Annotated in this window: 13 protein-coding genes and 6 pseudogenes; 16 read left to right on the top strand and 3 right to left on the bottom strand. The window is 58.9% G+C overall.

The genetic code is table 11. The features are described 5' to 3' along the window. Nucleotides 1-28: 28 nt before the first annotated feature. Nucleotides 29-225: pseudogene (locus NHAM_RS27940) on the top strand (integrase core domain-containing protein); the annotation flags it as partial. A 309-nt stretch (nucleotides 226-534) separates the two neighbouring features. On the opposite strand, the gene NHAM_RS04390 reads toward NHAM_RS27940, so the two are convergent. After that, nucleotides 535-1,413 carry an endonuclease/exonuclease/phosphatase family protein gene (locus NHAM_RS04390; RefSeq protein WP_011509416.1) on the bottom strand — a complete coding sequence of 293 codons (879 nt, stop codon included), beginning with the start codon at nucleotides 1,411-1,413 and terminating at the stop codon, nucleotides 535-537. A gap of 170 nt (nucleotides 1,414-1,583) precedes the next feature. Between NHAM_RS04390 and NHAM_RS04385 the strand changes: the two genes are divergently transcribed. From NHAM_RS04385 to NHAM_RS27925, 12 genes and pseudogenes are all read left to right on the top strand, one after another. Beyond that, nucleotides 1,584-3,137 (top strand): phospholipase D family protein, encoded by a 1,554-nt coding sequence (locus NHAM_RS04385; RefSeq protein WP_011509415.1) that lies wholly within the window; start codon nucleotides 1,584-1,586, stop codon nucleotides 3,135-3,137. Between the two features lie 69 nt (nucleotides 3,138-3,206). Continuing rightward, nucleotides 3,207-3,554 (top strand): annotated as a pseudogene (locus NHAM_RS04380) (transposase); the annotation flags it as partial. A 150-nt stretch (nucleotides 3,555-3,704) separates the two neighbouring features. Next, nucleotides 3,705-5,204 (top strand): catalase, encoded by a 1,500-nt coding sequence (locus NHAM_RS04375; protein WP_011509383.1) that lies wholly within the window; start codon nucleotides 3,705-3,707, stop codon nucleotides 5,202-5,204. 743 nt (nucleotides 5,205-5,947) lie between these two features. Beyond that, nucleotides 5,948-6,310, top strand: coding sequence for a ParB/Srx family N-terminal domain-containing protein (locus tag NHAM_RS27935; RefSeq protein WP_245269993.1), 363 nt, complete (start codon nucleotides 5,948-5,950; stop codon nucleotides 6,308-6,310). Nucleotides 6,311-6,357: 47 nt separating this feature from the next. Then, nucleotides 6,358-7,269: a DNA-methyltransferase gene (locus NHAM_RS04370; RefSeq protein WP_245269992.1), complete on the top strand. Its 912-nt coding sequence runs from the start codon at nucleotides 6,358-6,360 to the stop codon at nucleotides 7,267-7,269. Then, the gene (locus NHAM_RS04365; RefSeq protein ID WP_011509414.1) at nucleotides 7,266-7,757 is read left to right on the top strand and encodes a DUF5681 domain-containing protein; all 492 of its coding nucleotides are present in this window, start codon (nucleotides 7,266-7,268) and stop codon (nucleotides 7,755-7,757) included. Before NHAM_RS04370 ends, NHAM_RS04365 begins: the two co-directional genes overlap by 4 nt. Then, nucleotides 7,747-8,949 (top strand): hypothetical protein, encoded by a 1,203-nt coding sequence (locus NHAM_RS24505; protein WP_245269991.1) that lies wholly within the window; start codon nucleotides 7,747-7,749, stop codon nucleotides 8,947-8,949. Before NHAM_RS04365 ends, NHAM_RS24505 begins: the two co-directional genes overlap by 11 nt. Continuing rightward, nucleotides 8,909-9,010: pseudogene (locus NHAM_RS29015) on the top strand (helix-turn-helix domain-containing protein); the annotation flags it as partial. The gene NHAM_RS24505 and the pseudogene NHAM_RS29015, both read left to right, overlap by 41 nt. Before the next feature lie 264 nt (nucleotides 9,011-9,274). Next, on the top strand, nucleotides 9,275-9,496 hold the full coding sequence (locus NHAM_RS04350; RefSeq protein ID WP_041357696.1) for a hypothetical protein: 222 nt from the start codon (nucleotides 9,275-9,277) through the stop codon (nucleotides 9,494-9,496). Between the two features lie 98 nt (nucleotides 9,497-9,594). Continuing rightward, on the top strand, nucleotides 9,595-9,948 hold the full coding sequence (locus NHAM_RS04345) for a DUF3489 domain-containing protein (protein WP_011509413.1): 354 nt from the start codon (nucleotides 9,595-9,597) through the stop codon (nucleotides 9,946-9,948). A gap of 86 nt (nucleotides 9,949-10,034) precedes the next feature. Continuing rightward, nucleotides 10,035-11,477 (top strand): recombinase family protein, encoded by a 1,443-nt coding sequence (locus NHAM_RS27930; RefSeq protein ID WP_245269990.1) that lies wholly within the window; start codon nucleotides 10,035-10,037, stop codon nucleotides 11,475-11,477. Next, a complete protein-coding gene (locus NHAM_RS27925) occupies nucleotides 11,450-11,944 on the top strand; it encodes a hypothetical protein (RefSeq protein WP_245269989.1) in 495 nt (164 codons plus the stop codon). Before NHAM_RS27930 ends, NHAM_RS27925 begins: the two co-directional genes overlap by 28 nt. An 821-nt stretch (nucleotides 11,945-12,765) precedes the next feature. Here the strand turns inward: NHAM_RS27925 and NHAM_RS04330 are convergent. Beyond that, nucleotides 12,766-16,992, bottom strand: coding sequence for a G8 domain-containing protein (locus NHAM_RS04330; RefSeq protein WP_245269988.1), 4,227 nt, complete (start codon nucleotides 16,990-16,992; stop codon nucleotides 12,766-12,768). Nucleotides 16,993-17,327: 335 nt separating this feature from the next. Here NHAM_RS04330 and NHAM_RS04325 point away from each other — a divergent pair. Then, nucleotides 17,328-17,675 (top strand): annotated as a pseudogene (locus tag NHAM_RS04325) (transposase); the annotation flags it as partial. A gap of 243 nt (nucleotides 17,676-17,918) precedes the next feature. Here the strand turns inward: NHAM_RS04325 and NHAM_RS04320 are convergent. Continuing rightward, entirely contained in the window at nucleotides 17,919-18,950 is a 1,032-nt protein-coding gene (locus NHAM_RS04320) for an IS110 family transposase (RefSeq protein ID WP_011509410.1), read from the bottom strand. Nucleotides 18,951-19,037: 87 nt separating this feature from the next. On the opposite strand from NHAM_RS04320, the pseudogene NHAM_RS26435 reads away from it, so the two are divergent. Both NHAM_RS26435 and NHAM_RS27920 read left to right on the top strand, forming a co-directional pair. Next, nucleotides 19,038-19,234, top strand: a pseudogene (locus tag NHAM_RS26435) (helix-turn-helix domain-containing protein); the annotation flags it as partial. A gap of 300 nt (nucleotides 19,235-19,534) precedes the next feature. After that, nucleotides 19,535-19,773, top strand: a pseudogene (locus NHAM_RS27920) (IS481 family transposase); the annotation flags it as partial. Nucleotides 19,774-19,793: the final 20 nt, after the last annotated feature.

Below are 19,793 nucleotides of genomic sequence, written 5' to 3'. Positions count from 1 at the left end.
ATATGGACGAGTGATGCCGGACACGGCGTCGCCGCAACTGAACGGCAAGGTCGAGCGCTCGCATCGCACTGATAAGCAGGAGTCCCATCAGCTCCTCACCTACACCGATGATGTGGACCTGTGAGCAAGGCTTTCCGAGTGGGAGCAGTTCTACAACCTCTCTCCCGACCTCACGGTGCATTCAACGGAAAGGCACCTTACGCGGTGCTTCGTGAACGGCTATAATTGACCAACGGGTGTCTCATAAGTGTGCCGTCATTACAGACCGATCCGTTCTCCGGTAGTGTCTACGTGTTCCGCGCCAAGCGGGCCCAACACGCGATATTCTGCATACAGTCTTCGAAGCGTGACAATTGTATATCACGCTTGAAGAAGTCTAAGATGCTGATTGGCGGCCGAACTCTGCGCCGGATAGCACTTGACGCACTTGGCGGTTGACTTCCGGCAGACTTCGCAAGATGGCTGATGCGGCCAGAGAGTAAAGACACGCTTCTAAGCGTGGCCCGACGCCGTAGCTCTATTCTGCATCCCGGTCTACGCGGCAGCTATCTTATCCGGTTTTGAAGCACGATCCGAAATGCCTGCCGAAAGATCGATCACGGCTTTTAGCGGCAGGTGATCGGAGGCAATGCGCGCCAGCGGCGTATCGTGCAGCGCTACACTCGAAATGAGACCATGGGGATAGCCGAGGATGCGATCGAGAGCCAGCATGGGGAAGCGTGCCGGGAAGCTCGGTATAGGCGCGTGCAGAGGGCCAAAACCCGGTGCCAGCCCATGCAAGGTCGATTTATCGCCGAGCCGCCATTCGTTGAGGTCTCCGACCAGCAAAACCGGCCGGTCGTCCTGTGGTTCGGCGATGGAAAGCAGCGCCGCGACCTGCAGCGCCCGCGAACGGCGCAGCAGACCCAAATGCGCCGCGACGATGCGCAAAGGCCCGCTTGGCAGGTCCAGATCGACCACCAGCGCGCCGCGCGGTTCAAAGCCCGGCAGCTTGACCTGATGGGTCGCCGTGACGCTGCCTTCACGGTAGAGGATGACGTTGCCGTGCCAGCCGTGGCCGCCCTGTGAAAACTCCAGAGGAACCGGGACAAGGCTGCATTCGCTTTTGAGGGCCTGGATGTCGAGAAGGCTGCGGCGATCGCCGAAACGCCGATCAGCTTCCTGCAGGGCAATGATGTCGGGCTGAATCTCCTTGATCACCCTCACCGTGCGGTGCGGATCGAAGCGGCGATCCCTGCCAACGCCCTTGTGGATGTTGTATGAGGCGATGAGGGCGCTCGCCCTGCGGTCCTTGTCGAGGTGGGCGATATAGGCCTTACGATCCTGGCGAAACGTCGAAACGAGAAGCGGGCCGAACCGGCGGATGGAAGGACTTTTGTCACGTTGGGTTCGCACGATGTTGACGGGCTCCATCGTTTGTTGCGTCACACACGAAAACGGGCACCGAATCCTTTGATGCCCATCAGAGTTTTCCTTAGACCAATATAGGCACTGGAGCCGGATTTGCCACTCTGGAAAGGTTTGAAGAGCGGCTATCCGGCACATAACCTCCACTGCGTCAATCCTTCGGCAGAATTGAAGAAATGCAGCTTTTGTCGATCATCGCTGTTGTTGTGGCCTTGTTTGCGCTGGCATCGCTCGCCGCGGTTTATTCCTATGGCCGCTTCGCCAGGCAGGCGCGCGGCGAGCCCTCCTCGGCACTGCCGATTGCCGAGCGCGACACGTTGCTCGACAGGATCGTCTCGCCGAAGCTGAAGGAGTATCCGGACAAGAGCGGTCTGTTGCTTGTGACGAGCAATCTTCAGGCTTTCGCCATCAGGGCGCTCGCCGCGCGCAGCGCCGAGCGGAGCCTGGACCTTCAATATTACTACTGGAAGGACGACCTGACGGGCGGTCTGCTGGCACGCGAGTTGATCGCCGCCGCCGATCGTGGCGTTCGGGTGCGGGTGCTTCTCGACGACATCAATACGAAGGGCGACGATTCCACCTATCTGGCCCTCGACAACCATCCCAACGTCGAAATCCGGCTGTTCAATCCTTCCCGCAGCCGCACCAGTGCGCTGCGGCGCGGCATCGAGATGGCGCTTCGCGCCTTCAGCGTGACGCGGCGTATGCATAACAAGGCGTGGATTGCCGATGGCCGCATGGCGATCGTCGGCGGCCGCAACATCGGGGACGCCTATTTCGACGCGGCCGAAATGTCGAATTTTCACGACATGGACCTCGTGCTGATCGGACCTGCCGTGCAGCAGGCCGAGACCGTATTCGATGACTACTGGAACAGCAGCGTTGTGCTTCCGATCAGCTCGCTTTGGCGTTTTCGAAAGGGCGACCTGAGAAAGAAAAGGGCGTATCTCGAAGCCTTGGTGTCGAGTGATGGCGCCCGGCCTTATCTGCGACGGCTGCAAGCGGAGAACAGCACCGGATCGCTGCTGAGCGGGAAGCAAACCATTCACTGGACCGCCGGCGCGAGGATCGTTTCCGACCCTGCTGAAAAGGCCGTTAGTGCAGCAAGCGAGAACTGGCTTTTGAACACCATCTTCCCGGTGATCAATGCGGCGACGAGCGAACTGCACATCATCTCCCCTTATTTCATCCCGGGAGCTCAGGGGGTCGTTGCTCTGCAAAAGCTGGCGGCTGCCGGCACGGAGGTATCCGTGCTAACGAATTCGCTCGCGGCGACGGATGTCGTGGCCGTGCACGGCGCTTATGCGAATTATCGGCTGGCGCTGCTGGCCGCCGGTGTTAGTCTCTACGAACTGCGTCCGGAAATCATCCGTCAAGGTGTCTCCCTGTTCGGATCGAGCGGCGCCAGCCTGCATACCAAAGCCTTCACCGTCGACGGCAAGTCGGGCTTCATCGGCTCGTTCAATTTCGATTCGCGTTCGATATCGCTCAACACCGAGATGGGCGTGCTGTTCGATGATCCGGGCCTGACAACCGAGGTGAACGGGGTGTTCGCTGATCAGATCTCGCCCGAAAGCAGCTACAGGGTCATGCCGAGAACGGGAAACGTTGTCTGGCAGGATGGAACCGGAGCGAGCGCGAGGATCCTTGATTCCGAGCCTGCGGCAAGCATCTGGCGACGCATCACCGCTGTCGTTATCGGCCTGTTGCCGATCGAGTCTCAGTTGTAAAGACATGTTGCGCGACACCTGCCGCCCGATTTCCTGGATGATGTGACAACATGCATCAGCCACCAGATTGCGCGCGTGCCCTTCGGAGCCTGGAAAACACTGACCTTCGTGGCCGGGCTGCGCTGTGATGGCATGACTGCTCCGATGATTATCAATGGGGCGATGAACGGAGAGATTTTCTTGGCCTACGTCGAGCAATGCCTGGTGCCGACGCTCAAACGCGGCGACATCGTTGTGATGGATAATGTCGCCATCCATCGGGTCGCTGGCGCGCGCGAGGCGATCGAAGCGGCCGACGCGACGATGCGTTATCTGTCGGGACGAACTCCCGACACACGGCAACTGATCCGTCAGGCGCCGATCATCCCGGAAACACCTGAAATCATCTCGATCAGAATTTCTTATCTAACGCTCTAGATAAAGCGATTAGACCTAATTTGGATATCTGCCTATTACAATATGAATCGAAGAGAGTTCGTAGCTGTCTGTCATCCACTTGCGCCAGTCTGACCGAATATGCGGGAACCGAGGTCCGGTTGCGATTAAAATCAGAAAAAGGGTGGTTTCATGAGTAGCTCACACAAAAAGCAAAACACCGGTTCGACCATGAGCACCGGCGTACCGGCGGCCAGCGACCGCAATTCACTGACGCTCAACCCCAATGGTCCGATTCTACTGCACGACGTACATTTCCTCGAGCAGATGGCACACTTCAACCGTGAAAAGGTGCCGGAGCGGCAGCCGCACGCCAAGGGTGCCGGCGCATTCGGTGAACTCAACATCACCGAGGAGATGTCAGCGTTCACCAAGGCCGCGGTGTTTCAGAAAGGTGCGAAGACCGAGATGCTGGCGCGTTTCTCCACAGTCGCCGGCGAAATGGGAAGCCCGGATACCTGGCGCGACGTGCGCGGCTTCTCGCTGAAGTTCTACACCAGCGAGGGCAACTACGACCTCGTCGGCAACAACACGCCGGTGTTCTTTATCCGCGATCCGATGAAATTCCCGCACTTCATCCGCAGCCAGAAGCGGCTGCCGGATTCCGGCCTGCGTGACAATCACATGCAGTGGGATTTCTGGACTAATAATCCGGAGAGCGCACATCAGGTTACGTACGTGATGGGCGAGCGCGGCCTGCCGCGCACCTGGCGCAACATGAATGGCTACGGTTCGCACACCTATATGTGGATCAACGCCAAGGGCGAGAAATTCTGGGTCAAGTATCACTTCCACACCAATCAGGGCATGAAGTTCTTCAACAACGCGGAAGCCGCCGCCATGGCCGGCAGCGATGCCGACTACCATCGCCGCGACCTGTTCGATGCCATCAAGCGCGGCGAGCATCCGAGCTGGACGCTGTCGGTGCAGGTGATGCCTTATGCGGATGCGAAGAACTATCGCTTCAACCCGTTCGACCTCACCAAAGTATGGCCGCACGCCGACTACCCCTTGAAAAGGGTTGGCACCATGACGCTGAACCGCAACCCGGAAAACTTCTTCGCCCAGATCGAACAGGCGGCGTTCTCGCCGGGCAACACGGTTCCTGGCATCGGTCTGTCGCCGGACAAGATGCTGCTGGGCCGCGCCTTCGCCTACAACGACGCGCAACGTAACCGCATCGGTACCAACTTCCATCAACTGCCGGTCAACCGGCCGAAGGTGCCGGTCAACACCTATATGTTCGACGGCCAGATGGCCTTCGATCATAGCGGCAGCGCGCCAGTCTACGCCACCAACAGCGGCGGGCGCACCTGGATGGATCAAACCGGCCCGATTGCCGACGGCTGGGAGAGCGACGGCGAGATGGTGCGCAGCACCTACACGCTGCACAAGGAGGACGACGACTTCAGCCAGCCTGGCACCATGGTGCGCGAGGTCTGGAATGACGCCCAGCGGGCGCAGTTCGTAGATCAAGTCGCCGGCAGTCTACTCGGCGGTGTGCAGGAGCCGGTACTCAGCCGCGCCATCGACTACTGGAAGAAGGTTGACGCCGCGACCGGCAAGCAGATCGAGCAGAAGGTCCGCGCCAAGGCCGCGCCGCAGCCTGCCGAAGGCATGGGCGAACGATAGTCAAGCTAGCCCCTTATGACAAAAAGTCATTTTGGCCTGACCAATCGGTGAGGTATGAGGTCAGTTGCCCTAGGGTAGGTAGCGCCGGCATCGATCACGGCCTCGATGACGTGCAGGCCATCGCATATGGAGCGCGTGGCGTGTTCCACTCCCGATCACAAGCTTGTCGCCGGCGCACAACGCGGCCGGAGCCGCGTCATCGTCGCCTGGCATCCTAGACGCTTATGAGGTCCAACGCGCACGGACGCTCGCGTGCGAATTCGCTGTTCAAATAGACGATCGTCGGCCGAAATACTATGCCTCGACCGACTCGACACCGACGGACGTTGGGAGCCGTTGCCCGAGAGTCGCTTTGTTCTCGGGATCGACATCCACCGACCTGCAATGAATTTTCCAGGCATTGGGCGACTAGAGATGTCGGTGGCGCAGTAACCAACGAGCGACATTGGCGTTCCATAACGCCTATTCCCGCGAATCCAATCATTCAGCCATCGGTATTGACGTCACAGCACGAATCAAATTTACGTCTGCACGAGAACAGCCGGACCCTAGGCTAGGCGGTTTTCGGCTAAGCTGGTGTTCCAGCATGGTAAGACGGCTGGTCGGCCACTTTCATTGGATATCGTGGCTGCGGTCAAATAGCATGGTGGGCTCGCTCAAGAGCCCGATCTCTCAGTTCGTCACACCAGTGAACGCTGGCGTTTGTCTACGTCTTTGTGGACATCGCCGGTTGGAGATGACCCATGCGCGATATCCAATGGGCCCTTCAGTGGGTCCCTATCCATGCTCCCAAGCCCAATCCGCGTAACGCACGCACCCACTCAAAGAAGCAGATCAGGCAGATCGCAAACAGCATTTCGCGATTTGGTTGGACTTATCCGCTATTAGTCGATGAGAACTTCGTTGTCCTGGCAGGACATGGCCGTCTTCTCGCAGCTTCAGAATTGAATTTAGACAAGGTTCCCCTAGTGGTCGTCAGTGACCTCAGCGAAGCAGAAAAGCGCGCCTTGATGTTGGCGGATAACAAAATCGCCGCCAACGCCGGATGGGACCGCAAAATCCTCGCCAAGGAGCTTGGCGAGCTATCTGATCTCTTCCCGAGATAAATCTCGATATCGAAATAACCGGATTTTCCGCGGCTGAGATCGAACCTTTGCTCGTCGATTTGGTCGACGGAGAATGCGATCCAGCAGATGACGCTCCCCTGCTGGCGAAGGAGGCCATCACCCGCAAGGGTGATCTCTGGATATTAGGCGACCACAGACTCATTTGTGCAGATGCCTGCAGTCGCAAGGCATACCAAGCGCTCATGAAAGGTTGTTTCGCGTCAGTTGCGATACCCGATCAACCCTACAACGATTCCATCGCTAAGATCGTCGGACGAGGGAAGATCAAGCATCGGGAATTCGCCCGCGCTTCCGGCGAACTCTCGCCCGAGCAATTTATGAACTTCCAACGACAATGGATGGAGCTCTGTGCGGAATTTTCAAAGCCTGGTTCAATCCATTTCGTCTTTATAGATTGGCGCCATCTCTCGGAGGCACTGACGGCGGGGCATGCTGTCTATAGCGAGCTCAAGAATGTCGTCGTCTGGTGCAAGACCAATGCCGGGCAAGGTAGCTTCTATCGCTCACAACATGAGCTCATCCTTGTTTTTAAAAACGGTGATGCCCCACACCAGAATAACATCGAATTAGGTCGCCACGGCCGCAATCGTTCAAACGTCTGGACGTACGCCGGCGTAAACACATTCCGCGCTGGCCGGATGGATGATTTGTCTGTCCATCCGACCGTTAAGCCGGTCGGACTGGTCCTGGATGCAATCAAGGATTGTTCGCGTCGCGGGGACATTGTCCTCGATCCCTTTATGGGATCCGGAACAACAATCCTTGCTGCCGAACGGGTTGACCGACGCGGCTTCGGCATCGAGATCGACCCGCTCTATGTCGACGTCGCGATTCGTCGTTGGCAGCAATTTACTGGGCAGGATGCGATCCTCGAAGCCAGCGGCTTAACATTCCACGAGATTGAGGCAAAACGATCTACCGATGGAGGTGGCAAATGAGCAAGCGCAGCGATGACGACGCGCGGAGTAACTGCACGGCGTCTCCGACCAAACGTGTGCCACGGGTACGCGCCCGCATATTGCGCAAAGCCAGGAATCCTGACGTCGGCTACGGCAAGCCACCGGTCGAACACCAATTCAAGCCCGGTCAGAGTGGCAACCCAAGAGGCCGGCCAAGAGGACGGAAAAGCGAAGCGAAGATGCTCGATGACGTACTGTATCGCATGGTCGGTGTAAGGGGACCCGGGGGTACGCGCAAGATTCCCGTCTTAGAAGCAATGCTGTACCGCTTCGCTGAGGATTCTCTCAAAGGCAATACGAAGACTGCAGCATTTTTGTTGGCCCGCCATGCGGCGGCAACCTCAATGACCCAAGAGGCGCCGGAACTCAGCGCAGACGACAAGGCGGTCGTCGAAGCGTTCTTACAGGACTTCGCAGCCAAGAACGGAGAGACTAACACAAGCGAATGGCAAAGCCATGAAAAATGAGATCGACCTCTTCAATGCAATCCTGCGAAGCAACTTTGCCAGCTTCGTGCATCGTTCCGTCCGAACGTTAAATCCCGGATCGGCCTTTATTCCGAACTACCACATTAACGCGATTGCTTATCAGCTTGAGCGGATCCGACGAGGCGACATCAACAGGCTCATCATTAATCTGCCGCCTCGCTATCTCAAATCGATCATAACATCAGTGGCGTTTCCCGCTTTTCTTTTAGGCCACGATCCGAGGCGGCGGATCATTTGCTTAAGTTACGGCGCCGAATTGGCAGCAAAGCATGCGGCCGATTGTCGGGCCATCATGATGTCGAATTGGTATCGCAGAGCATTCCCGCAAATGATCGTCTCGCGGGCTGCTGACTCCAACATCTACACCTCCGGGCAGGGCTTCCGTAAAACCAGCTCAGTCGGGGGTGCCCTGACAGGTCTGGGAGGAGACCTATTTATCATCGATGACCCTCAAAAGCCTGTGGATGCACAATCCCAGCCTTTGCGAGATCAATTAAACCAGTGGTTTTCCAATACGCTCGTGTCTCGCCTGGATAACAAGGAAAAGAGCGCCATCATTGTTGTCATGCAGCGCGTCCATCTCAACGACTTGACCGGCTATCTCACTGAGAGCTCCGACCGGTGGACTGTCCTCAGTCTTCCGGCGATCGCTGAAGTCGACGAGCGCATTCAAATCGGCGATTCGCGATACTACGAGCGTCACGCCGGTGAAGCGCTGCACGAGAAATACGAATCCCTGGCCACTTTGGAGGATCTACGTCGGGAAATGGGGACGGAAGCGTTCAGTGCGCAGGATCAACAAGCCCCTGTACCGCCGGGCGGCGCGATGATCCAGCGGCGATGGCTTCGTTACTACGATGTCCCTCCCGAAGGCTCGAGCAGCGCACGGATTATTCAGAGTTGGGATTGCGCGGGCAAGGAGGGCGCGCAAAATAGCTGGTCCGTGTGCACCACCTGGCTGGTCGACCTTAAAGCACGCTTCCGGCCAGAGGAATATCCGATCAGCGTTAATATTATCCGTTTTTGGGATAATCCCGTCTCGGGATCAGCTTGCCCGGGCGATGACAGCTTCCGCCCGTGGGATCGACAAGACCATCCATTCGTCCGACCAGGCCGCCTTTTGCGCCCTGATGGTCGCTGCCCGCAAGCGTGCTGGCCTGACCCAACATGAGCTCGCGCGCCGTCTCAAGCGCCCTCAATCCTTTGTCGCCAAGTACGAAGGCGGCGAGCGGCGGATCGACGTTATCGAGTTCGTTGCGATCGTGCGGGCCATTGGAGCTGATCCCGTCAGATTGCTGCGAGACCTTAGTAGCCGGCAAGCCGCCGGCCAAGCCTCGACGCGCGTCGGCGAAATAGACCCACCTTCCGCGCGCTCTGGTCACCCTCGATCACATCGTGATCCGGTGCCCGCAGTCTTCGCCACAAGATTATCAAGTTTCCGCTCGACTTCGCGCGACGTCAGAGCGGTAGTGGGTCCAACTTTTAAGGAGGGCCCGATGGAGCGCGCCAGCATCGAACCGGCAATCAAACTCATCATTGCCGAGGTCCATAACAAACTGAGCGAAGCGGCACGAATTGCCAAGGCCGCGGAGGCTTGCGCGGTCGCAGGCAGTATCACTGAGGGTCTCGAGGTCTCCATGGATATTGAGCAGCTCATTTATGAAGCAGGGCGCCTGCAGGATGCGGCTTCTCTCCTGAACCGGCTCGCGACGGACTAGTCGCGAGCCACCTTACGGACTTCTCCTCCCTCGCCCAGTCGGCGAGGTCTTGTCAGTGGCACCGCCTGATGGTGCCGATGACACAGAGGAGAACGATCATGTCCGTCGGCAAGCCAAAGCCGAAAGGCACAAAGACCACCAAGGCACGTTCAAGCCGGACCAACAAGGCGAAACCCAAAGCGAGACCAGCGATCAAGACGGCCAAGGCGGCTGCTGCCGCACCCCGATTGAAGGACCGCTCCAGTCCCTCGAAGCAAGATTCGGTACTTACCCTGCTGCAACGCGCGAAGGGCGTCACGATCCCGGAGATCACCGAGGCCACTGGCTGGCAGCCCCATTCAGTCCGCGGCTTTCTGTCCGGCGTCGTCAAAAAGAAGCTCAAACTTAAAATCGAGACGAGCAAGGACGGCAGTGACCGGACCTATCGCATCAAGGGTCGCTCGTCGCCATGATCCGGCCGGTACGCCCCGTCGGCAGCGATAGGGTTGTCGAAGCCGAGCTGGCGAAACTCCCGACGATGCCGATAGCGAGCTTGAGAATGCGATATCGCGAGCTGTTCCGGACCGATCCGCCAAAAGCCTTCGGCCCGGACCTGCTCCGCCGCAGCATCGCGCAGCGGATTCAAGAGCGCGCCTATGGCGGTTTGTCCAAGGAGAGCAGTCGGCTCTTGAGGCAGCTGGTCAAGGCGGCTCGAAGCAAACCAAACGGGAAATTAGAGCTGCCCCGCCGGATCAAGGCCGGCTCGGAGCTGGTGCGGACTTGGCGCGGCACGACCTATCGGGTGAAGGTCACCACGGAGGGATTCTCGTTCCAGGGCGGGACCTACGCCAGCCTGTCGGAGATCGCCTGCGAAATCCCCGACACCAGATGGAACGGGCCGCGCTTCTTTGGGTTGCGGTCATCGACGGCCCCCCGGGTTCGGGGAACTCGTCAAATGGCGACTGAACGCCGGGGCATTTTGCGCTGCGCCATCTATACCCGCAAATCCACCGAGCATGGCCTCGAGCAGGAGTTCAACTCGTTGGATGCTCAGCGAGAGGCCTGCGAGGCATATATCAAGAGTCAGGCCTCCCAGGGCTGGCGGGCCCTAGCCGCCCGCTATGACGATCCGGCCTATTCTGGCGGCAATCTCGACCGCCCTGCCGTGAGGCGACTGCTCGCCGATATTGAGGCCGGCAAGGTCGACGTGGTCGTGGTCTACAAGATCGACCGCCTGACCCGGTCGCTAGCCGATTTTGCCAAGCTGGTCGAAACCTTTGATGCCCGTTCGATCTCGTTCGTCGCGGTCACCCAGCAGTTCAACACCACGACCTCGATGGGCAGGCTGACCCTGAATGTGCTGTTGCCCTTTGCTCAGTTCGAGCGGGAACTCGCCTCCGAACGGGTCAAGGACAAAATCGCCGCCTCCCGCAAGAAGGGCAAATGGACCGGCGGCACGGTGCCGCTCGGCTATGAGATCAAGGACAGGAAGCTCGCCATCAACAAGACCGAGGCACACACCGTCCGGACCATCTTCAAGCTTTATCTACAGACAGGATCACTCAACAAATTGATCCCCGAACTCGACAAGCGGCAGATCGTCACCAAGCGCCGCAAGACCGAGGTCAAGAAATACCAGGGCGGCATTCCCTTCCCCTATGGGCCCCTCGCCTATCTCCTGAAAAACCGTATCTATCTTGGCGAAATCCATCATGGCGGCAAATGGTTCAAGGGCGAGCACCAGCCGATCCTGGACCGCACCACCTTCAATCGCGTCCAAGACCAGCTCAGTCGAACACCATCGACCGCCCAAAAGGTCAGTCAGCCAACAACGCGCCGCTCACCGGCAAGCTGTTCGATGACCGTGGCAATCGGATGGGCCCAAGCTTCACCCGAAAAAACAGCGTCCGATACCGCTTCTACGTCAGCACGGCATTGCGGGGACGACAGCACCTCGCCGGATCGGTCAAGCGGGTGCCGGCCACCGAGATCGAGCAATTGATCGAGCGAACCATTCGGGAACGGCTCAACCTCGCCCACACTGCTGCATCCGACATCTTCGACGGCGTCGACCGCGCCGTCATCAACTCAAACCACATCCGGATCGCCGTGAAGCCGGCCTACGCGGGACGGCGGCCCATCGAGATTCCCTGGAAAATAGCAAAAACCAACGCCGCCACGGTCATCGAGCCCACGGACCAGAGTAAATCCGATCCCAAGCTTCTCCAAGCGATCGTCCGCGCCCACGCCTGGCTTAACGAGCTCACCTCCGGTCGCCACGATTCGATCGAAGCGCTGGCTAAAGACGTCAGACTCCATCCCAAGATCATCCGCCAACAGTTGCGACTTGCTTTTCTAGCCCCGTCGATCACAGAAGCAGCACTTACAGGAGAAGCAGCAAGCACGCTGTCCCTCCGGTCAATTCCGAAATTGCTCCCGATTTCGTGGACGAGGCAGCGGAAGCGATAGAGGAATAGGCTGTGACTACTACTGGCCTGGATGTCTGATGTGCGCCCCACATCGGTCGCTTAATGCCATTCGCTCAGATGGCTGCTCATGCGGCGTACGCCTCACAACTGCCAACCACCAAACCAGTCGTGATCGAAACCATTCTCCGATCTGAGCTGCCTCAAAGCGGGAATATTTTCAGCGAAGGCCGGAGATTTTCAGTAGCGCATATTCAAAAACCACTTGTGTTATCTTTTGGAGAAGGCCGCCCTGCTGCAAAAGCCCGCTATTAGCGGGCTTTTCGCTAATTCTCCGGAGATTCCAGAAAATATCGCACTGGGTGGCTGGCGATGCAGTGCCGATCGCACCAGTCTCCACACGAAATCCCTGCTAACAGGGAATTTTACAGGGAATTTCGCAATTTATTCGGCCACACGGACGATATGGGTGGCAGGAAACCACTGCGCTGCAGCCACTTCCCAAGCGATTCCCTACTGAACCTATCAGGGAAAATAGTTCGACAAACAGGGAAAGAAAAACCCCAAGCAGGGAATGGGTAAGCGTTGAATTCTTTCGCTTTGTTTGGGGTATCGCGCACACGATCTGTTCTCGCTCTCAATTTGCAGATGAGGTGAGCGAGATGGTGGACGAGGACAGAAGGTGGAAACGTCAAGGTCGGCTCGGGGTCCGGACACCGATCGGCACCTTAAGCTATTGATCTGCTCAGCGCGGGATGACTCACTCTCCGACGCCTATTCACACGCATAATCCGCTTCAGGATCGGCAGCGCGCCAACGCCATCGTGACATTAACGCCGATCCAGATCGATGAACCGGGCCGGGCTATTGCGCCGGGCAACTGCCCGGCAGCCTCGGATAGAAACACTCCGTCTCGACCCCGTCCCTAGCATGGCTTGCGTTGTCGGGGACGAGCTTGGTGTTGAGGAAGCGCGTTGCGAATTCGCCGGTTTCGGGGAATGCGATCGGCGCCGGACGCGCCGCCTGCCCCTGGTCTTGCGCACTGAAACCGGCTGGAAGCGTGAACGAAAAGCCGAAACATCCGGCCGACGGGCAATCGAGATCCTTGACTGCCCAGGTTTTGCAAACCGCGTCCGCTTCCTTGGCCAGCGCCGGGTCGGCGACGAGCAACGGCTCTTTTCGAGGATCCGAGGCCGCAAGCTTCGAGCCGCAGTTCCCGTCCGCCTTCCAGCCGCAGAAGCTCGCCGGACCGCAAAGCCCGTTCTTCTGTTGCTTCGGATCGAGTTCGGACTGGCCGGCGAAATTGGTCTCGATGGTCACAATGCCCTTGGAGACGCCTTTCACAGTGAACCACTTCCCCGCATTGGGCGAAGAGTCCGGACTGAACTTGATCGGCGCGGTCGCGAGGCTTCCGCGCACGGGCTTCACGGTTGCCGTATCAAAGCCGTCGCCAACATAGATCTGGTAGGTCTGGGCCGTGGTCGGCTTCGCATAGAGGAAGAACATGTAATAGGTCTGACCGGGAGCGAAGACATTCACATCCCGCGTCTGCGGCATCTTCGTGTAATTCTCCTTGTTCTGTGTGTCCTTGGAGATAGACGTGTCGACGTAGTAGAGCCCGTTGTTTACGGTCAACGTCTCGCGCTGGTACATGTTCTGACCGCCCATGCGCATGAAAGGCCAGCGGCACGCGGGCGTATTGGCGTTTCCGGCGCAGCCATTGGTCTGCCAATGACCCAGTTCGGGGGTTGTCAGATACTGCCGGAAAAGCGGTACGCCATAACATGCCCCGTTCGAGCACTCGCTCGACCACTCGCCTCCCTGGCCGAGGTCCTGCGAGTCTCCGCAGCGGCCGTATGGTTGAGGCGGATTGGGCGGCGAGTTCTGCGAGCATTCCGGCGCGATCGCCGTCGCCACATAATCATAAGGGCTCGTCTTGGCGGTCGAGGGCGCGGACGCGGGTGGCGGGGGCTTTTGCGGACACACCAGCGAGGGGCCGACCCTCAGGTTCGACCTGCACTCGGAAGTTTCAAGCTTGGCAGTGAAGAACTGATCCTCGTTGATCGACACCGTCTCCCCGCCGGGCTTCGAACTGATGAGTCCCGTCAGCGTACCGTCGTCGTCGGTGAGCTCGGTTTGCCGGTCGATCCCGCTCCAGCCGTCGAACATGTTGTCCGTCGAGGTGCAGTAGAAATTCTTCACCGCGTTCGGTCCAGAGGTCGCCGTGATATAGGTGCCGCCCTGACCAAAGTCCTTTTCCCCCGTCACGCCATCGGGCGCCTGAAACAACGGGTCAAAAACGAAATGACGGATGTCGACGTTGCTGAAATAGAGGTTCGTCGAATGAAAGGCGGGTGGATAGAAGAAGCCGTTGCTCTGCTTCCATCCGATGGCCGCGTTCGGCAGATAGCATTGCCCATTCAACGGATCCTTGGTCACGCCCGTGACGACGCCAGAGCCGTACATGCAGCCCGGATTGGTGCTCGCCCCGGTCACGGGACAGTCTGATTTGGTGATGTCGAAGTAGGCGTTGGAATCCTGATAGGCGGGACCGTCGTAGATGTTGAAGAGACGCTGGCCCGTGTCGAAATTGACCAGCGGAATGGAAATGCCGTCCTTTGCGCTGAGGCAATAGTTGCTCGGCGCAAGGCCGGCCACCTGCCAGTCGCAACGCAGCTTCGAACGGGCGTTGAACGGCCCCGCGTCCAGCGCAAAGGCATGGGCGTCATCCTGCGGCTGGGTATGGCCGATGAAAACGCTCTTGCGCGCGAGCGCCCAATAGCCCCGGATCACGGACGCATGAGTATAATCGCCGCCGGTGATGAAGGTCAGGCCACCGTTCTGAACGTCCGACAGCACGCTGTTGGCGACGAGATACCACTGGTTGCGCAGCCAGATCGCCGCGACATTGTGCTGGGCCCAGTGAAACATCGACGTGAACTTGTCGATGACGGTCACCGCACAATTTTCGGCGTGGCCCGGATCGCAGAACTTGATCCCTTCGCAATCGTAGGTCCCGTCATCCTTCCGCTTGCATGCCGTCGCGTGCCGGTTTCCGCCCAAGGCGTGCGGATAGTAGTGATCTTCAGCGACGTTGTCGTTCGGATCGGGCGCGAGGCTGCGGACCGCCGTGAGAACGTTGGGAGCAGGCGCGCTCACCTTTGCGGAGTTAGGCTTGACGACGCCCGAGCAATCCGGTGCGTCGCCGGTCGTCTGGAAGGACATCATCGTCGAGGTGGCGAAGTTGCCAACGAAGGCCTTGAGCGGCGTCGATCCTTGGTAAGCGCCATCCTTTTGCAGGCCGGCATAACCAGACCACTTCATGTGCCCACCGGAGTTGTTGCTGCCGGTCATCACGTCCGGCCTGTCACTGTTCCAGGCCGGCACGAACCAGTAGGCCGATCCGCAGGCCGTGGCGCCAGCCGCCATATTGCCGATGAACTCGTTCCAGCCGTTCGTGATCCAGAAGACGGACGGATAGGCCGAGTCAGTCAGGTAGGGAAATTTCGGGACCGCTTTTTTGTCTTCATTGGCCGCGAGGATGCCCGGGATTAATCGCGGATTTTGCGCATTGGCCACCGCGGCGCGCGCGAGAATGCCGAGGTTGCCGTAAAGCTTGTTGTCGGTCTCGGTTCCGTCCTCGAGATAGAAGCCGTGGCCGATCGACTTGTAGCCGACGTTGCCGGCAAGCAGGACCCCTTGCGTTGAGTGCAGCACGATCCAGCGGGTCATCGATTCGTTGATCGACGAATCCCGCACGTAGGTTCCTGCCGGCGTTTGGCGCGCCATATGAAAATGCACCGGATAGTGCGCCATCCGTCCGCCCTGTCCGAGTTGCTTGAACTCGACACCCTTGATGTGAACCGCGTTGAATCCCTGCCGGAACACGACATGGCCGCCGAGCGAATAGCACGGCCCCTTGCCGTCCTGCGCGACACAGGGCTTCTCGGGCGTTGAGGCCGGAAATTCCTCGCCCGCCCCGTCGCCTCCGGAGACGATCCGGATGCTGCGGTTCAGAATGGCGACGGCGGCACGGGTTTCGACACCGTTCTTGACGAGATCCGGATCGAGGTGGAGTCGTCCCTGCGACGGCGCCAGCTTGTCGGAGAGCGCGTAGCGTTCGCCGTTATGGTGCCACTGCGCGCCATGATCGACCCGGATCTTCGTAAGCCACCGTCCCTTCCCATCTCCGCCCGTGCGGGCTTCCTTGACGACGAAGGTTTCGGAATGACCGGGTAGATAGTCGGTCGTTGTGACGACGATCTGATCGCCGGCTCTGACATAAAGATTTTCGGGATTGAAGTTGCTCGGGCCGGCGATGACGATCGGGTCATTCGGCCCTGCACCGGCCCCTGGGGAAAGCGAACCATCCAGCCGTGTCCAACTCGGATGGGTCAGTTGCGGATTGGAGCAGCCCATCGAGTTGCAGGAGCCTTTCGAGCCCCAGAGTTCGAGGCTCCCGCCATAGGAAACGGCGAGAACCTTGTAGCCGAAATATCCAACCTGCTTGCCTTGACTGTCATCGCATGGCGATTTGCTCGACCAGATCGAGCCATCGGAGCACTTGCCGTCACCGTGCAGCGGTCCGTAGCGGTAGAAGAAGTCCGAGACACCGCCGGGCAGCGCGAGCTTCGTCTTGCCATTGTCGTTCCAGACAGACGTCGGGACACCGCAGGGGCCCGTATCGGCGTTCTGCGCGGTCCGGCAAAGAGCGCCAAGCGCGGGACCGTTCGCGTTGCGGTCGACGCCATAAAGATGAATCGTCAGGACGCCCCCGTAGTTCCCATAGGGCTCTCTCCATGATCCGGCGACAACCGTCCCGCCGTTCTCGATCACCATCGATTGAACCCAGAAGTGGGTGGCCGTGGGCTTGATCGTCTTATCAAGCTCGTCGAACACGAGTCGGCCTTTGTCGAGAACGTTGACGTTCTCGAAGTAGTACGTCTGATCGGGTTTGACGTGGCACTCGCCGGTGACCAGAAGATCGGGCGGACTACTTGCGGATCCCGCAGCCGGCAGAAATCCGCTCGAGCATGTGACCGGGGTGTCCTGTTGTGCGCGGCTTCCAGTTTCAGCCGACAAAGCCGGCAAGATTAAAAGCCAGAGCAACAGAAGGGCGCTGCAAGGGAGACATATGCGTGAGCCCGTCCGATTGCCTTTACGGTTGATATGCATCGAGCATCCCCTACCCTGATCATTTAGTCGCAGTAAATCCGAAGCAGGCTGGAGCTCACTGTGCGCCTCAATCATTGGAGATTGAGGACAGGTGTATCTATAAGAGGGACGCGAACGAGAAAGCAACCGGATTGATACGTTGGCCATCAAGACGTGTTTGTACGTTTGTGTCCGGGATCAGTGCCTATGGCACAGAATTGAGGGATTGATTCAAGGAGTGTTCGGTTTTCGTCATCGACGAAGGAACGAACATGAATACGAAGTCTCTCAGCGGCAAACGATCCGCTGAACATGTGGTCAAGGATATCCGCCGCGCGACCCGGCGGCGCTTTTCGACGGAAGACAAAACCCGGATTGTGGTGGACGGTCTTCGCGGCGAGGACAGCATTGCCGAGCTCTGTCGCAAGGAGGGCATTGCGCAGGACTTGTACTACACTTGGTCGAAGGAATTCATGGAAGCCGGCAAGCGCCGCCTTGCGGGCGATACCGCACGTGCGGCCACGACCGGCGATGTGCAGGACCTGCGTCGCGAGACCAGCGCCTTGAAAGAGGTGGTTGCCGACCTGACCCTGGAAAACCGTCTGCTCAAAAAAACGTATGGCTCGCCCCGCCTGCAAGGGATTTTTTGACGGCTTCTCAGTCTGCGCCAACGTATCCGGTCTCGAGGTCGTGCCTCGGCCAAGATGGAGCTTTCGCGCGTACCGATCCTCATAAAGCCGTCGGCGTCTAACGCCATTTTTTTGATCAGGATTACGGCACGCCGTTCGACTGTCAGGCCATCTTTTCAGTCCACTCACAGACAACGCTGGCCTGAAGGGCGCTACCCTTCGGCCGAACTCTGATCATCCAGCCGGCGGCGTCGCCTCCACCTGGAAGGGGCGCCCGCTTCTCAACACGGCCCAGATGATCCTGGCCATCTTCGCCGCGAGCGCGACCACGGCCGTGTTCATATGCGTTCGCGCGAGCAATCCGCGCAGCCATTCGCCGAGCAACGTCCGCCCCTTCGCCAGGGATGGCAAGGCCGCTCGCGCGCCGTGGATCAGCATCCGACGAAGATAGCCGTTGCCGCGCTTGCTGATCCCGAGAAGACGAGGTTTGCCGCCGGTCGTCATCTGGCGAGGTACGAGGCCGAGCCAGGCGGCAAGATCCCGGCCCCGGCCAAACGTCTCCGCCCTTCCCACCGAGGCGACGAAGGCGGTCGCATTCAACGGGCCGACCCCCGGGATCGTCGAAAGGAGCTTCGTTGCGGCATCCTCGCGCGCAATCGCAACGAACTCGGCATCGAAGGCGCCGATCCGCTCGTCAAGGGCGCGCCATTGGGCCCGCATGTCCTCGACCAGCAGTCTGATCCGACGGCTGATCGTCACCTCGCCAGAAAAGAGTTGATCCAGTCGAAGTTCGAGCTTGCGCCGTCCCTTCGCCATCACGATCCCGCGTTCGAGAAGGATCGCTCGCAACTGATTAATCAGCGTCGTGCGCTCGCCGACCAGCCGATCCCGCGCCCGATGCAGGCTCTGCATGTCGAGTTGCTCGTCGCTCTTGAGATCGACGAAGCGCATCGTCGGGCGGGTTGCCGCTTCCGCGATCGCCTCTGCGTCCCGATCGTCATTCTTCTGAGCCTTCACATACGGGCGAACATACTCTGGCGACATCAGCCGCACATCGTGACCCTGCTCGCGAAGCAGGCGGCCAAGATGATGGGCGCCGCAGCATGCCTCCATCGCCATGACGCAGGTTGGCATTCCTGACGCCAGCTTGAGGATACTGTCGCGCCGCATCCGCCGACGCAGCAACACCTTCCCCGCCCCATCGAAACCCACCACGCTGCAAACGTCTTTGCCAAGATCGATTCCCAGAACCTTGATCTCATTCATTGGCTCGCCTCCGTGCCGTGTTCAACCGACGCAATCTTGCGCCGGGGGAAAGGGGCGAGCCATTCCATAAAGCATGATAGCGGATAGGGGCGACGACGAATGAGATACCCCGCACCCGAAAAGCTTGAGATCATCAGGATCGTCGAGCAGTCACACCTTCCGGCAAAGAAGATGCTCGACCAGTTGGGCATTGCGCGCCGGACCTTCTATCGCTGGTATGACCGCTACCTCGAAGGTGGCCGGAGGCGCTGGAGGATCGTCCTTCCCGGCCAAGCCGCGTGTGGATCTGAATCAGCGGCAATATTGCGAGGTGCACGGGCTGCCACAAAAGTGGCTTCGAGAATTGGCGTGCGAAGTCAAAGCCGAGCCGCAGCTGCCGGAGCGGAAGGTGCTGTATCGGCGGCACCCCTTAAGTCCACCCCTTAGTCCGCCACTAAGTCCGCTCGTAAGTCAGGGTCTCTCTTCCACCATCATCGCAAACTCATCTCGTCTTCGATGATGAAAATGCGACGCAACGGCTTGCGCAAGAACGCGCGGAGCCCATCGCATCTTCAAGCGCCGCTGAATCGGCATATCCGCCAGCAACTCTGCGATACCAGCAACAGGTATCGGGTCATCAGATCCAGGTCGACGTCAAGTTATTGAAATTCGAAGGCAAAGACGGCAAACCCGTGAAACGCTACTAGTACACGGCCATCGACGATGCCACGCGCATTCGCGCTCGAAAATCTATGACTGTCACATTCAGTCAAATGCGATCGACTTCATCAACCATCATCAACAAATTCCGTTCAGCATCCGCGAGGTGCGAACGGACAATGGCACTGGTGCAAGTGACCTTTA

This window comes from Nitrobacter hamburgensis X14 (genome assembly GCF_000013885.1).
In the GTDB taxonomy this organism is placed as follows: Bacteria; Pseudomonadota; Alphaproteobacteria; order Rhizobiales; family Xanthobacteraceae; genus Nitrobacter; species Nitrobacter hamburgensis.
The sequence above is the reverse complement of the archived record's forward strand: the minus strand, read 5'-3'. Positions and strand labels throughout refer to the sequence as shown.

Coding starts and splice junctions, on each gene's coding strand:
- NHAM_RS04390 (WP_011509416.1), bottom strand. CDS start 1,413: ATGGAGCCCGTCAACATCGTGCGAACCCAACGTGACAAAAGTCCTTCC.
- NHAM_RS04385 (WP_011509415.1), top strand. CDS start 1,584: ATGCAGCTTTTGTCGATCATCGCTGTTGTTGTGGCCTTGTTTGCGCTG.
- NHAM_RS04375 (WP_011509383.1), top strand. CDS start 3,705: ATGAGTAGCTCACACAAAAAGCAAAACACCGGTTCGACCATGAGCACC.
- NHAM_RS27935 (WP_245269993.1), top strand. CDS start 5,948: ATGCGCGATATCCAATGGGCCCTTCAGTGGGTCCCTATCCATGCTCCC.
- NHAM_RS04365 (WP_011509414.1), top strand. CDS start 7,266: ATGAGCAAGCGCAGCGATGACGACGCGCGGAGTAACTGCACGGCGTCT.
- NHAM_RS24505 (WP_245269991.1), top strand. CDS start 7,747: ATGAAAAATGAGATCGACCTCTTCAATGCAATCCTGCGAAGCAACTTT.
- NHAM_RS04350 (WP_041357696.1), top strand. CDS start 9,275: ATGGAGCGCGCCAGCATCGAACCGGCAATCAAACTCATCATTGCCGAG.
- NHAM_RS04345 (WP_011509413.1), top strand. CDS start 9,595: ATGTCCGTCGGCAAGCCAAAGCCGAAAGGCACAAAGACCACCAAGGCA.
- NHAM_RS27930 (WP_245269990.1), top strand. CDS start 10,035: ATGCGATATCGCGAGCTGTTCCGGACCGATCCGCCAAAAGCCTTCGGC.
- NHAM_RS04320 (WP_011509410.1), bottom strand. CDS start 18,950: ATGAATGAGATCAAGGTTCTGGGAATCGATCTTGGCAAAGACGTTTGC.